At 68.2% G+C, this 13659-nt stretch carries 12 protein-coding genes; 9 read left to right on the forward strand and 3 right to left on the reverse strand.

Going from position 1 to position 13659, the window contains the following annotated elements; translation table 11 throughout:
- The 3 genes from B3547_RS05150 to B3547_RS05160 form a co-directional block, all read left to right on the forward strand.
- On the forward strand, positions 1-843 hold an 843-nt coding region (locus B3547_RS05150; RefSeq protein WP_292960863.1), incomplete at its 5' end, for a class I tRNA ligase family protein.
- Positions 840-1373, forward strand: a complete 534-nt coding sequence (lspA, locus tag B3547_RS05155; RefSeq protein WP_292960866.1) for a signal peptidase II — start codon at positions 840-842, stop codon at positions 1371-1373. The genes B3547_RS05150 and lspA, both read left to right, overlap by 4 nt.
- A 1-nt stretch (position 1374) precedes the next feature.
- The gene (locus B3547_RS05160) at positions 1375-1788 is read left to right on the forward strand and encodes a DUF3035 domain-containing protein (protein ID WP_125954094.1); all 414 of its coding nucleotides are present in this window, start codon (positions 1375-1377) and stop codon (positions 1786-1788) included.
- A 198-nt stretch (positions 1789-1986) separates the two neighbouring features.
- Here the strand turns inward: B3547_RS05160 and B3547_RS05165 are convergent, their stop codons facing one another.
- Complete coding sequence (locus B3547_RS05165; protein ID WP_292960872.1) at positions 1987-3768, reverse strand: adenylate/guanylate cyclase domain-containing protein; 1782 nt, start codon at positions 3766-3768, stop codon at positions 1987-1989.
- A gap of 125 nt (positions 3769-3893) precedes the next feature.
- Positions 3894-4646: a helix-turn-helix domain-containing protein gene (locus B3547_RS05170; protein WP_292960874.1), complete on the reverse strand. Its 753-nt coding sequence runs from the start codon at positions 4644-4646 to the stop codon at positions 3894-3896.
- Between the two features lie 164 nt (positions 4647-4810).
- Between B3547_RS05170 and B3547_RS05175 the strand changes: the two genes are divergently transcribed.
- Together B3547_RS05175 and B3547_RS05180 are read left to right on the forward strand one after the other, a co-directional pair.
- Positions 4811-6979: a marine proteobacterial sortase target protein gene (locus B3547_RS05175; RefSeq protein ID WP_292960876.1), complete on the forward strand. Its 2169-nt coding sequence runs from the start codon at positions 4811-4813 to the stop codon at positions 6977-6979.
- Positions 6980-7014: 35 nt separating this feature from the next.
- A complete protein-coding gene (locus B3547_RS05180; protein ID WP_292960878.1) occupies positions 7015-7596 on the forward strand; it encodes a class GN sortase in 582 nt (193 codons plus the stop codon).
- Between the two features lie 52 nt (positions 7597-7648).
- Here B3547_RS05180 and B3547_RS05185 read toward each other — a convergent pair whose 3' ends face one another.
- On the reverse strand, positions 7649-8092 hold the full coding sequence (locus tag B3547_RS05185; protein WP_292960888.1) for a c-type cytochrome: 444 nt from the start codon (positions 8090-8092) through the stop codon (positions 7649-7651).
- Positions 8093-8192: 100 nt separating this feature from the next.
- Here B3547_RS05185 and B3547_RS05190 point away from each other — a divergent pair, with 100 nt between their 5' ends.
- The 4 genes from B3547_RS05190 to B3547_RS05205 all read left to right on the forward strand — a co-directional run.
- On the forward strand, positions 8193-9572 hold the full coding sequence (locus B3547_RS05190) for an MATE family efflux transporter (RefSeq protein ID WP_292960880.1): 1380 nt from the start codon (positions 8193-8195) through the stop codon (positions 9570-9572).
- A 171-nt stretch (positions 9573-9743) separates the two neighbouring features.
- Positions 9744-10031, forward strand: coding sequence for a co-chaperone GroES (gene groES / locus B3547_RS05195; protein ID WP_124810632.1), 288 nt, complete (start codon positions 9744-9746; stop codon positions 10029-10031).
- Positions 10032-10073: 42 nt separating this feature from the next.
- Positions 10074-11711, forward strand: a complete 1638-nt coding sequence (gene groL / locus B3547_RS05200; protein WP_292960884.1) for a chaperonin GroEL — start codon at positions 10074-10076, stop codon at positions 11709-11711.
- A 376-nt stretch (positions 11712-12087) separates the two neighbouring features.
- A partial coding sequence (locus B3547_RS05205) for an ABC-F family ATP-binding cassette domain-containing protein (protein WP_292960886.1) occupies positions 12088-13659 on the forward strand: 1572 nt, incomplete at its 3' end.

The raw sequence follows: 13659 nt of genomic DNA on the forward strand, positions 1-13659 counted from the left end.
ATCCTGCGGCTGTGGGCGCTGTCGGTGGATTTCACCGAGGACCACCGCATCGGCAAGGAAATCCTGGCCGGCGTGGCGGACCAGTACCGCAAGCTGCGCAACACCTTCCGCTACCTGCTGGGCGCGCTCGACGGGTTCGGCGAGGACGAGAAGCTGCCGGTGGGCGAGATGCCCGAGCTGGAGCGCTACATGCTCGTCCTGCTCGAACGGCTGGACGGCACGCTGCGGCAGGCAGTGGCGGACTATGACTACAACACCTATGTCCGCGCGCTGAGCGAGTTCTGCAACGAGGACCTCTCCGCGTTCTTCTTCGATATCCGCAAGGATTCGCTCTATTGCGATGCGCCGGGCGATCCCAAGCGCCGCGCCTATCGCACGGTGCTGGACGTGCTGTTCCACGCGCTGGTGCGCTATGCCGCGCCGGTGCTGGTCTTCACCGCGGAGGAAGTGTGGCAGACGCGCTTCCCCGGCAGCGACAGCGTTCATCTGCTGGAATGGCCGGTGGTGCCGGTCTCGGTGGTGGAAGAGGACCGCTGGGCCGAACTGCGCGCGCTGCGGACCACGGTGAACGAGGCGATCGAGCCGCTGCGCCGCGAAAAGGTGCTGGGGTCGGGGCTGGAAGCGCAAGTGCTGGTGCCCGAAGGCGCGCCGGAGGCCGATCTGGCCGAACTGTTCATCACCGGGACAGTCGTGCGCGGGCAGGATGACGGCGTGACCGTCACCCGAACCCACGACCACAAATGCGGCCGTTGCTGGCGCCATCTGCCCGAAGTGGTGGAAGACGGCGCGCTGTGCGCGCGCTGCGAAACGGTCGTCGCGGAACTGGACGGGCAAGCGGCGTGACCGTTTCCGGCCGCCGCCTTGCCGGCTTCGCGCTGGCGCTGCTCACGTTCGCGGTGGATCGCGGCGTCAAGGCGCTGATGACCGGCCGGCTCGCGCTGGCGGACGTGGGCGCAATTCCGCTGCTGCCGTTCTTCGACTTGCGCTGGACCGAGAACTACGGCGTGTCGCTGGGCATGTTCACGGCAACCTCGGCCGAGATGCGCTACGGCCTGATCCTGGTGACCGCCACGATCGCGCTGGGCGTGGCCGTGTGGATGCTGCGCGAAAAGGTGCTGGGCGATATCGTCGGCCTTGCGCTGGTGCTGGGCGGGGCGCTGGGCAATATCTACGACCGCGCCTCGCGCGGTTACGTGATCGATTACGCCGACCTTCATTTCGGGGAATGGCGCCCGTTCCTGATTTTCAACATCGCCGATGCCGCCATCACCTTCGGCGTGCTGATACTGCTTGCCCGGTCGCTGCTTTCGCGCGAAAAGCCCGCCAATGGCGCGGATGCCGAAGCTGATGCCGCCGCCACGGAGAATGCCTGATATGCGTAAAGCCGCCACTCTTTGCCTTCTCGTCTCGGGCGCGGGCCTGCTGTCCGCCTGCGGCGCGGGCGGCTCGCTGTTCAATCGCGTGCGTCCCGATGAATTCGCGGTGACGCGCCAGGCGCCGCTGGTGGTGCCGCCCGATTTCGCGCTGACCCCGCCCAACCCCGGCGCGCCGCGCCCGCAGGACGTCGATTCCGGCAAGCAGGCGCTGGAAGCGCTGTTCGGTGGCCCGGCCCCGCGCAGCGCGGTGGAAACCGACGTGATCAACCGTTCGGGCGCTTCGGCCGCCGGCATCCGCAGCTCGGTGGGCGATCCGGATACCAAGACGGTTGCCAAGGGCAGCGGGCTGCGCGACATCCTGGCCGCGCCGCAGGGCGACGGCGCCGAAGCGCAGGCCAACATCCCCGGCTGATCCGGGCACAGCCCCTGTCGGATTCAGAAACCCCCGCCGCGCGCGGGGGTTTTCCTTTTGGCGATTATATTTTTTGCGAGCGCGGGGCGTGGAAAGCCCACCCCGCTGCGACTAACGCCGCCTGCGGCGGCGCAAGTCTCGNNTTGCGGGAGGGGTTGGGGGTGGGAAACGCGCCGCGTTGGCAAAGGATCGTGTCGCCTACTTTCCCGGGCTGAGCCAGATGCCGGCCCAGTCCGCCGGCGGCGGGGCGGAGCGGAAGGCGGCGATGCGGGCGAGGAATACCCGCGCCGGGCCATCCTGCGGCAAGATGCGCAGCGTTTCGGCGAAGGCGGCTTCGGCCTTGTCCCATTCCCGCGCGCGATAGAGCGCGAGCGCGTGGGCATGGGCATCGCGCGCGGCGAGCAGGTCCGGCTCGACCTCGCCAATCTCGCCCAGCAGTTCGTAGATGCGCACCGCCTCGCTCTTGCCCGGCGCGGCCAGCAGGTCGATCTCGCGCGCCTCGATGCGGTGGCGCACCTTGAGCATGGTCGCCTCGTCGGCCAGAATCAGCGTGCCGTAGGTCTTGTTGGCGCTTTCGAGGCGCGAGGCGACATTGACCGCATCGCCCATGATCGTGAAATTGCGCGAGGCGGCCGAGCCGATCGAGCCGACCACCACGTCGCCCGTGGCGAGGCCGATCCGCGCCGAAACGCTGGGCGCGCCCCGGCGCAGGCCGAGCAGTTCTGGCAGTTCCCGCTGCAGCCGCGCGATCTGTTCGCGCTGTTCCAGCGCGGCGGTGACGGCGGAAAGCGCCGGTTCCTCCAGCGCGAACGGCGGCCCCCAATAGGCCATGACCGCATCGCCGATGTACTTGTCGATCACGCCGTGGTGGCGGTGGATCGGTTCGGCGGCCAGCGTCAGGTAGCGGTTGACCAGCCGCACCAGCGCGGTGGGGGTGAGCGTTTCCGAAATCGCGCTGAAGCCCTGCACGTCGGAGAAGTACACGGTCATTTCGCGCTTTTCGCCGGCTTCCAGCTCCGCGCGGTTGGCGCCCAGCAGACGATCGACCACGCGCGGGTCCATATAGCTGGAGAAGGTGTTTTTCAGCGCCACCTTCTGCCGCAGTTCCTCCACCATTGCCGAAAATGCGGTGGTCAATTGGCCCAGCTCGTCGTGCGTCGTGGCCGGCAGCGAGACTTCCAGGTTGCCGCGCCCCACTTCCTCCGCACCGGCGATCAGGCTGCGCACCGGCGTCAGCATCCGGCGGGTCAGCAGCACCGAAATGACCGCGCCGGCCAGAAAGGCGAAGACGGCAAGGATGAGGTTCTCGACCGTCACCAAAAAGCCGCGCCGCTCCAGCGCCTCCAGCTGGCGTTCGTCCTTGCCGCTGAGCACGGAGGCCTCGCGCGACATGCGCTCCATCGCGGCCAGCACGCGCCGTTCGGCGTCCATTGCGGTGTTCTGGCGCAGGCGCACGCCGTCCACCATCGCTGGGGCCTTGGGATCGAGGAAGGCGTCCATCGCCGCGCGATAGGCGGCGTGTTCGCGCCGCACGGCCTCGCTTTCCAGCTGCAGGCGGCCCAGGAACACGGCGACATCGTTGGAGACCGGCATCGTCTCGAACCGGCTGATATGGGTATCAAGCTGGGCGAGCTGGCTGTCGACCCGGGTGTTCAGCGCGCGGAAGCGTTCGAGATAGTTTTCGTGCAACGCGGCATCGCGCACTTGCGGTCCGCCGTACCGCAGCGCCCGCTCGCTGGCGAGCTCCTCCTCGGCTGCGAATTCCTCGATCGTGGCCACTTCGCGCTTGAGCGGTTCCAGCACTTCCACCAGCAGCGCCGTTTCGCGGTTGACCTTGGCGGACTGCACGAAGGCATAGACCGCCGCCGCCAGCATGATCGCCAGCAGCGTCACGCTCAGCCCCACGAATTTGCGCGTGATGGTCAGCCGCCCCAGCCGCGCGATACGGCCGGGTCGTGCCGGGGTTGCGTCGATGTCCATGATCCCGTTCCAGGCCCGGAAATACCGGGTTGCTCCAGATCGGACTAGCCTTCCCGCCGGATCGGTGCAAGCCGCCGGTCCTGGCCGCCGAGGGACGGCCCGGCCCGGCGCGGAACCGGTGCCGGCTACTGCCGAAAGCGGCAGAAATCGTCGTTTATCGCGCGATCGAGGATGGTGCGGAACGCCGCGAAGGCGGGGTCGCCGGGCCGAACAAGACCCGTTCCGGACTCTTTCGTTTGCCCGCGCGGCACGAAGGCCACCGGGCTGGCGATGGGAATCAGCTGCGATCCGGTGCCCGCGTGCAGCGTGGCCAGCAGGCCGAACATGCAGCCATCGCGCGTCGGCCGGCCCAGCGTGATCAGCCGGTGCTGCCCCGCCTCGCAGGTGGCGAGGTAGGTGTGGCCGGAAAGGTTGGGCATCGAGACGTGCCCCTTCTGCGCGAAGGCGCCATCGATCCGTTCGGCCTCGGTAAAGCGCAGGTGGCCCGCCGCTTCGTCCCAGAAGATGCGGGTGACATAGGCATAGATCGCGCCGGGTTCGCCGAAGCTGGCGCGCAGCGTGAGATAGTCCGCTTCGATCCAGTGCACGGCGGCGCGGCTGTAGGCGCCCATGTGCTCGGGCGCGGTATCCGGCGCGGGCATCGCTGCGGGCGCGGCCGCGCCATCGCGCAGGCGCGTGCCCAGAGCCTCTTCCAGCCGGATCACGGTGGCCAGCGTGAACTGGCGGCTGCCCGATAGCGCCTTTTCCAGCGTGGACAGGCTGATCCGCGCCATGTCCGCCAGCGCCTGGCGCGAGATGCGCCGCCGCGCCAGCTCCTCGCGCAGCCGCGCGGCGATAGCGTGTCCTTCGGCGGCACGCATTTCATCGGGTTCGGGCACGGCATGTCCTTTGCGTCAAACTGCGGACATCTGCGCACATATCCGCACAGTCCGTCAAGCGATCCCGCCACGATCTGCACCGGTGCGGATCGACCGGACGAAACTGGCGGGGACTGCCCGTGGCTGTGCGGCGCCGCTGCCGCCTAACGGGAAGGCTCCCCTTGATGATGGAGCCTGTCATGGTCCTCTCGCGCATATCTTTCCTTTCGGGCCGATCCCGCTGCCGGATCGTGCTGGCGCTGGCGTTGTTGCTGGCAGTGGTTGGCGGCACGCTGCTGGCCGGCCGGTTGCAGGCCGAAGACGCCCCGGCCGACGGTGACGCGATCGGCAGCGGCACGCTGCTGCTGTCCGGCAAGGGCGTGGCGGAAAGCCTGCCCGCCGTGCGGCTGGGCACCGACATGGACGTGACGGTCAGCGGCCCCATTGCCCGCGTCCGCGTGACGCAGGCGTTCCGCAACACCAGCGACCGCTGGATGGAAGCGACCTACCTCTATCCCCTGCCCGAGGACGGCGCGGTCGACAGCCTGAAGATGGTGGTGGGCGACCGCGTGATCGTCGGCCATATCAAGCGCCGCGCCGAAGCCCGCGAAATCTATGAAAAGGCACGCGAACGCGGGCAGAAGGCGGGCCTGGTCGAAGCCGAACGGCCCAACATGTTCCGCAACAGCGTGGCCAATGTCGGCCCCGGCGAAACGGTGCTGATCCAGATCGAATACCAGGCCCCGGTCCGCCAGGTATCGGGCGAGTTCGCTCTGCGCCTGCCGCTGGTGGTGGGGCCGCGCTACGTGCCAGCCCAGGCCACCGCCGAAAACCCCGCCCGATCCGAAACGGCCGTGGCGAAGGATATCGACGAAGTCACCGCGCCGTTGGCCGCGCCCGCGCTGGGCAAGGGGCTCAACCCCGTCTCGATCACGGTCCATCTCGCGCCCGGCTTCGTCCCCGCCAATCTCATCAGCCCCTATCACCGCATCGCGGTGAGCGACGATGGCGCGCAGGCGCGCACGATCCGGCTGGCCGATGGCGCGGTTCCGGCCGACCGCGATTTCGAACTGCGCTGGCGCTCGGCCAGCGCCGATCCCACGCTCAGCCTCTTCCGCCAGGCGCTCGATGGAAAGGACTACGTGATGGCCTCGATCGTGCCGCCGGCCCGCCTGCCGCAGGGCAAGGCTCCCCCGCGCGAGATGGTCTTCGTGATCGACAACAGCGGCTCGATGGGCGGGCAATCGATGGACGCGGCCAAGGCAAGCCTGCTCCACGCGCTCGATACGCTGCGGCCCGAGGATCGCTTCAACGTGATCCGCTTCGACGACACGATGACGCAGCTGTTCGAACAGAGCGTGCCGGCCACGCCCGAACAGATCGCCACCGCGCGCCGCTTCACCGAAGGGCTGGAAGCCAACGGCGGCACCGAGATGCTGCCCGCGCTGAAGGCCGCGCTGGTCGACGCCACGCCGGACGACGTAAAGGGCGTGCGGCAGGTGATCTTCCTGACCGATGGCGACTTGTCCAACGAGAAGGACATGATGGCGGAAATCGCCGCGCACGGCGGGCGCAGCCGGGTGTTCATGGTCGGCATCGGGTCCGCCCCCAACACTTTCCTGATGCGCCGCATGGCCGAAGCGGGGCGCGGCACTTACACCAACATCGGCGATGGCACCGAAGTGAACGCGAAGATGACCGCGCTGCTCGATCGCCTGAAGGCGCCGGTGGCGCGCGATCTCACGGTCACGGTCGATGGCGCCCCGCTCGATTTCACGCCGCGCCGCCTGCCCGATCTCTATGCCGGCGAACCGCTGGTGCTGCTGGGGCAGGGGCAGAACCTGTCCGGCCGCCTGACGGTCAGCGGCATGATCGGCGACAAGCCGTGGTCGCAAACGGTGGACCTGTCCGCCGCCGTGGACAGCCCCGCCGTAGCGCGACTCTGGGCCAACCGCCGCGTCGCGGAGATCGAGGCCGCGCGCGCCGCCGGGGAGACCGAGGACGATCAGGCGGACGGCCAGATCGCCGAACTCGGCCTCGCCTACAGCCTCGTCACCTCGCAGACGAGCCTGGTCGCGGTCGATGAAACGCCGACCCGGCCGGCCGGCGCGCGGCTGACGCGGGAGGAGCTGCCGCTGCTGCTGCCGGCCGGCTGGGATTTCGACACGCTGTTCAATGGCGCTGCCGCGCATGCCACGCCTCCTGCGGCGGGTGCCGAAGCGGGCAAAGCCGAAGCGGTTACCCTGCCGCGCACCGCCACCGGCTATATGGCGCTGGTGGAAAAGGGCAGTCTGGCGCTGCTGCTGGGCGCGGCGCTGCTGCTGGCGGGCACGCGCCGGAAGGCCCGCGCATGACCGCCGCCGGGCGGACGACGAAAGGGACGCGCGCCATGGCGCGCGTCCTGTTGCGTGGCGGCGGCGCGCTGCTTTGCGCACTCGGTCTCGCGGTGATGGCGCAGGGGCTGGCGGTGCCGGTCAAGGCGCGCGTGGCGCAAGTGCTGCTCGACCGGGCGTTCACGCGGAGCCTGGCCGAAGGACATCCGATCAGGCCGTGGCCGTGGGCGGACACGATGCCGGTGGCACGGCTCACTTTGCCTCGGCTGGGTGCGAGCGACGTGGTGCTCTCGGGCGGATCGGGACAGGCGCTGGCGTTCGGGCCGACCGTGGTGCCGAACCGGCGCGACGGTGGCGGCGGTCGCGGGGCCGGCGCGGATGTGACGATCGTGGCCGCGCACCGCGATACGCACTTCGCCTTCCTGCGGAGCGCGCGGGCAGGTGACGCAATCGACGTGCAGGCGATCGGCGGCGCGCACCGGCGCTATCGCGTCATCAGCTTCCAGGTGGTGCGCTGGGACGGCTTTGCCGCTCCCCGCAATCTTGCGCGGCCGCTGCTGGCGCTGGTGACGTGCTATCCCTTCGGCGCGACCGAGCACGGGCCGCTGCGCTTCGTCGTCTGGGCGGAGGCCCTGTGAAGGGGGGAGCCGCCGCGCCTTCCCGCGACGGCCCTCCGGCAGCGCGAGCCGCCTATTTCAGCGTCTTGAGATAGGCGATGATGGCCTTGCGCTTGGCCGGATCGGTCTGGCCGGAATAGGTCATCCGCGTGCCGGGCACGAGCTTCATCGGGTTTTCCAGCCACTTGTCGAGCGTGGCGTCATCCCAGGTCAGGCCCGATCCCTTGAGCGCCGGGCTGAAGCTGAAGCCCGCGACGTCGCCGGCCTTGGTGCCCACGATCCCGGCCAGGCTCGGCCCGATCATGTTCTTGCCCTTTTCGATCGAATGGCAGGACTTGCAGATGCCGAAGGCGATCGGCGCGCCATCGGCGGCGGTTGCCGGCGTGGTTTCCGCCGTGGCCGGAGCGGCCGTATCCGCCGGGGCGCTGCCGCCAGCCGGCGTCTCCTCCTGCTTCGCGCCGCCACAGGCCGAAAGCGCCAGGGCCAGTCCGGCCGCGCATGCGCTTTTCACCACCATTCTCATGTCAAACTACCCTTTCCATCAGGGCAAAGCCGCGTTCGGGACAGGCAGCTTTGCCTTTCCTTGGGACCGCGCCGCGCCTATGCGCCCGTGTTCCATGTTTGAAAAGCCGCCTTTGCACTGGATCGACGAATTGCGCGCGACGCTGAAGCTCGCCGCGCCACTCGTGGGCGCGAACCTGCTGCAGATGGCGGTGTTCGCGGTCGACGTGGTGTTCGTCGCGCGGCTGGGGCCGGAAGCGCTGGCGGCCTCGTCGCTGTCGGTCGCGCTGTTCGGCTTGCTGATGTGGAGCCTGACCGGGCTGGTCGGCGCGGCTTCGCCGTTGATCGCGGCGGAGCTGGGGCAGCGCAGACACGCCGTGCGCGAAGTGCGCCGGACCACGCGCATGGCGGCATGGGTCGGCATTCTCGCGGCAATCTGCGCGATGGGCGTGTGCCTGCTGGGCGGGCCGCTGATGCGGCTGACCGGGCAGCAGGAAGCGGTCATCGCGCTGGCCGAACCGTTCCTGCGCGTGCTGATGTGGGCGGCGCTGCCGATGGTCCTGGCGGCGCTGTTGCGCACCGTGGTCGCCACGCTGGGCCGGCCGGGCATCGGCACCGCGATCACCGGCCTTGCCGTGGTGGTCAACGCCACCGGTAACTGGATCTTCGTGTTCGGCCACTTCGGTATGCCGGCGCTGGGCCTGACAGGGTCCGCGGTATCGAGCGTGGTCACTGCCGTCGCCATGCTGCTGGCCTACGCGGCTGTGATCCGGTTCGACCGGCGCCTGCACCGCTATCGCCTGCTGGGCCGCTGGTGGCGCCCGGAATGGAAACGCTTCGGCGGCGTGCTGCGCGTCGGCCTGCCGATCTGCGGCACGATTCTGGCGGAAGCGGGCATGTTCAACGGCGCGGCCTTCCTGATGGGGCGGATCGGTGAGACCGAACTCGCGGCGCATACCGTGGCGCTCCAGCTGGCCGCGATCGCCTTCCAGGTGCCGTTCGGCGTATCCCAGGCGGCGACGATCCGGGTCGGCCTGGCGTTCGGGGCGGGAGACCGGCACGCGGTGGGCGTGGCCGGCCGCGTGGCGATCGCGCTGGGCATGGGGTTCATGCTGCTCTCCGCCGGCACCATGCTGCTGGCCCCGCGCGCGATCATGCGGCTCTACATCGATCCCGATGCCCCGGCCAACGCCGCACTGGTCGCGCTGGCGGTGCAGTACATGGTGGTCTGCGCCGCCTTCCAGCTGTTCGATGGCGCGCAGGCGGTGGGCGCGGCGCTGCTGCGCGGCATCCAGGATACGCGCGTGCCCATGGGCATCGCGCTGTTCGGCTACTGGGTGCCGGGGTTGGGCACGGCGATCGGACTGGGCCTGTTCACCCCGCTGCGCGGGGTGGGCGTGTGGCTTGGCCTGATGATCGGACTGATCGTCGTCGCGGCGCTGATGCTCTGGCGCTGGCACCGGCGCGAACGGCTGGGTCTGCTGACGCCCGGCTGATGCCGCCGCATGGGTGTGCCGTGCGGATGTGCCGAGCCGGGGCAGGGGACGCAAAAAAATCTGCCCGCCCCCTGTTGACGCTCCACCGCCCCTCACCCATATCCCGCCCGCTGGCACTCTCCCCGTGAGAGTGCCAAGCGAGGTTCGTATTTTTGGAAGAGGGAGCAACCCATGAGTTTCCGTCCGCTGCACGATCGCGTGCTGGTGCGCCGCGTCGAAGCCGAGGAAAAGACCGCCGGCGGGATCATCATCCCCGACAGCGCCAAGGAAAAGCCCGCTGAAGGCGAAATCGTCGCCACCGGCACCGGCGCCCGCGCTGAAAACGGCACGATCACGCCGCTTGACGTCAAGGTTGGCGACCGCGTGCTGTTCGGCAAGTGGTCCGGCACCGAAGTCAAGGTCGCCGGTGAAGACCTCCTCATCATGAAGGAATCGGACATCCTCGGCGTCATCGGCTGAAGATAGTCCTCTTTCCCGTCCAGATATTCAAAGGAAACCGAAATGGCTGCCAAGGAAGTACGCTTTTCGCGCGACGCGCGCGAACGCATCCTCAAGGGCGTCGATATCCTCGCCGACGCGGTGAAGGTCACGCTCGGCCCCAAGGGCCGCAATGTCGTGATCGACAAGAGCTTCGGCGCGCCGCGCATCACCAAGGACGGTGTGTCGGTCGCCAAGGAAATCGAACTCAAGGACAAGTTCGAGAACATGGGCGCGCAGATGCTGCGCGAAGTGGCCAGCAAGGCCAACGACAAGGCCGGTGACGGCACCACCACCGCCACCGTGCTGGCCCAGGCCATCGTTCGCGAAGGCATGAAGCTGGTCGTGTCGGGCCACAACCCGATGGACCTGAAGCGCGGTATCGACAAGGCTGTCACCGCCCTGGTCGCCGAAGTGAAGAAGGCCGCCAAGCCGACCACCACCTCGAAGGAAATCGCCCAGGTCGGTTCGATCTCGGCCAACTCCGACAGCTCGATCGGCGACATCATCGCCAGCGCGATGGACAAGGTCGGCAAGGCCGGCGTGATCACCGTCGAAGACGGCAAGTCGCTCGACAACGAGCTGGATGTCGTTGAAGGCATGCAGTTCGACCGCGGCTACCTGTCGCCGTACTTCATCAACAACCAGGAGCGCCAGATTGCCGCTCTGGACAACCCCTTCGTGCTGCTGTTCGACAAGAAGATCTCGAACATCCGCGACTTGCTGCCGGTGCTGGAGCAAGTGGCGAAGGCTGGCCGTCCGCTGCTGATCATCGCTGAAGACGTCGAAGGCGAAGCCCTGGCGACCCTGGTGGTGAACAACATCCGCGGCATCCTGAAGACCGTTGCCGTCAAGGCCCCGGGCTTCGGCGATCGTCGCAAGGCGATGCTGGAAGACATCGCGATCCTCACCAAGGGCGAAGTCGTCAGCGAAGATCTCGGCATCAAGCTCGAGAGCGTCACGCTCGGCATGCTCGGCACCGCCAAGCGCGTGACGATCGACAAGGACAACACCACGATCGTCGACGGCGCCGGTGACGAGGCCGCGATCAAGGGCCGCGTCGAAGCGATCCGCCAGCAGATCGAAGTGACCACCAGCGATTACGACCGCGAGAAGCTCCAGGAGCGTCTGGCGAAGCTCGCTGGCGGCGTCGCGGTGATCAAGGTCGGCGGTGCGACCGAAGTCGAGGTCAAGGAGCGCAAGGATCGCGTTGACGATGCGCTGCACGCGACCCGCGCTGCGGTCGAAGAGGGCATCGTTCCGGGCGGCGGCACTGCGCTGCTGTACGGCACGAAGGCGCTCGATGGCCTCAAGGGCGAGAACGACGACCAGACCCGCGGCATCGATATCGTCCGCAAGGCGCTGACCGCGCTGGTCAAGCAGATCGCGCACAACGCCGGCCACGACGGCGCGGTGGTTGCGGGCAAGCTGCTCGACGGTGGCGATCAGTCGATCGGCTTCAACGCCGCGACCGACACCTATGAGAATCTGGTGCAGGCCGGCGTGATCGATCCGACCAAGGTGGTGCGTACCGCGCTGCAGAACGCCGCGTCGGTGGCGGGTCTCCTCATCACCACCGAGGCGACCGTTGCCGAGCTGCCGGAAGACAAGCCGGCGATGCCGGCGATGCCGGGCGGCGGCATGGGCGGGATGGACTTCTGATCCGAATGCGGCCTCGGCCAGCCACGCTGGCCGAGGACTCGCATCGGATCGGACAGCCGGTCGGCAAGGCCGATCCGGTCTGACGTCACGGCGGCGGCTTTGCCGTCGCCGGGTTCCGAGCCAAAAAGAACAGGCCGGGGGCGAAAGCCTTCCGGCCTTTCTTTTTACCCTCTCTCTGCTCCCCTCCCTGGTGAAGGGAGAGGCTAGGGGTGGGTGGGTATGAGGCTGGCGGACCGGTGCCCCCCACACCAACCCACCCACGACCCCTCCCTTGTTCAAGGGAGGGGAGTAAGAAGATGAGGGCAGGGGAGTAAGAAGAAGGGAGGGGAGTTTACCCGGTTCCCAAAACCACCGCGCATCCCTATCTGCGCCCCTCATGGCTGCCCCCATTCTCGCATATGAAGACCTTGGCGTCGTCCAGGGCGCCGGCTGGCTGTTTCGCCACCTCGATCTCTATATCCAGCCGCGCGACCGGCTGGCGCTGATCGGGCGCAACGGCGCAGGCAAGACAACCCTGCTCAAGCTGATCGCCGGCCGCATCGACGCCGACGAAGGCCGGCGCACGATCGTCCCCGGCACCAAGGTGATCCTGCTCGAACAGGAACCCGATCTCACCGGTTTCGCGACGCTCGCCGATTACGTCCTGTCCGCCCCCGATGCACCGCAGCATTTCGAGGCGGAGGCGATCGCCGGCCAGCTCGGCATCGATCTCACCCGCGAAAGCAACACCGCCAGCGGCGGCGAACGGCGCCGCGCCGCGATCGTCCGTGCGCTGGCGCAATCGCCCGACGTGCTGCTGCTCGACGAGCCGACCAACCACCTCGATATCGCCGCGATCGAATGGCTCGAGGACTGGCTGCAGCGCTTCAACGGCGCGTTCGTCGTGATCAGCCACGATCGCACCTTCCTCACCCGGCTGACCAAGCAAACCTTGTGGCTCGATCGCGGCAACCTGCGCCGCGCCGAGATCGGCTTCGGCGGGTTCGAGGTGTGGACCGATCAGGTCGCCGCCGAGGAGCAGCGCGCGGCCGAGAAGCTCGACGCCAAGCTCAAGCTCGAGGAGCATTGGCTCCAGCGCGGGGTCACCGGGCGGCGGCGGCGCAATCAGGGCCGGCTCACCAAGCTCAAGGAGATGCGCGCCGAGCGTGCCGCGATGATGGGGCCGCAGGGCACCGCCGCGCTGGCGATGGCCAATGACGATGCGCGCTCGAAGGTGGTGATCGATGCCGAGCATGTCACCAAGGCTTATGGCGAGCGCCCGATCATCCGCGATTTCACCTTCCGGATCACCCGCGGCGACCGCATCGGGCTGGTCGGGCGCAACGGCGCGGGCAAGTCGACCCTGCTCAAATTGCTGACCGGCGAGCTTGCGCCGGATAGCGGCAAGGTGAAGCTGGCCAAGACACTCGACGCGATCGTGATCGACCAGCAGCGCAGCCTGATGGCGCCCGACAAGACCGTGCGGCAGGTGCTGGCGGACGGCGGCGACTGGATCGAGGTGCTCGGGGTCAAGAAGCACGTCCACGGCTATCTCAAGGAATTCCTGTTCGATCCGTCGATCGCCGACGCCAAGGTCGGGTCGCTGTCGGGCGGCGAGCGCTCGCGCGTGCTGCTGGCGCGCGAATTCGCGCGGCCGTCGAACCTGTTGGTGCTCGACGAGCCGACCAACGATCTCGATCTCGAAACGCTCGATCTGCTGCAGGAAGTGATCGCCGATTATGACGGCACGGTGCTGATCGTCAGCCACGATCGCGACTTCCTCGATCGCACCGTGACGGTGACGCTCGGGCTTGACGGATCGGGGCAGGTCGATGCGGTGGTCGGCGGTTATGAGGATTGGGAGCGCCAGCGCAAGCGCCGCCCCGAGCCGAAGAAGGCCGCGGCCACCAAGGCCGCGCCACCGCCGCCGCCCCAGCCGCGCGTCAAGCTCAGCTACAAGGACCAGCGC

The sequence above is a fragment of the Novosphingobium sp. UBA1939 genome, assembly GCF_002336885.1.
Taxonomy (GTDB): domain Bacteria; phylum Pseudomonadota; class Alphaproteobacteria; order Sphingomonadales; family Sphingomonadaceae; genus Novosphingobium.

What these genes read in the sequence shown, in the direction of transcription:
- B3547_RS05160 (WP_125954094.1), top strand. Translation starts at nt 1,375, where the DNA reads ATGCGTAAAGCCGCCACTCTTTGCCTTCTCGTCTCGGGCGCGGGCCTG.
- B3547_RS05165 (WP_292960872.1), bottom strand. Translation starts at nt 3,768, where the DNA reads ATGGACATCGACGCAACCCCGGCACGACCCGGCCGTATCGCGCGGCTG.
- B3547_RS05175 (WP_292960876.1), top strand. Translation starts at nt 4,811, where the DNA reads ATGATGGAGCCTGTCATGGTCCTCTCGCGCATATCTTTCCTTTCGGGC.
- B3547_RS05180 (WP_292960878.1), top strand. Translation starts at nt 7,015, where the DNA reads ATGGCGCGCGTCCTGTTGCGTGGCGGCGGCGCGCTGCTTTGCGCACTC.
- B3547_RS05185 (WP_292960888.1), bottom strand. Translation starts at nt 8,092, where the DNA reads ATGGTGGTGAAAAGCGCATGCGCGGCCGGACTGGCCCTGGCGCTTTCG.
- B3547_RS05190 (WP_292960880.1), top strand. Translation starts at nt 8,193, where the DNA reads ATGTTTGAAAAGCCGCCTTTGCACTGGATCGACGAATTGCGCGCGACG.
- groES (WP_124810632.1), top strand. Translation starts at nt 9,744, where the DNA reads ATGAGTTTCCGTCCGCTGCACGATCGCGTGCTGGTGCGCCGCGTCGAA.
- groL (WP_292960884.1), top strand. Translation starts at nt 10,074, where the DNA reads ATGGCTGCCAAGGAAGTACGCTTTTCGCGCGACGCGCGCGAACGCATC.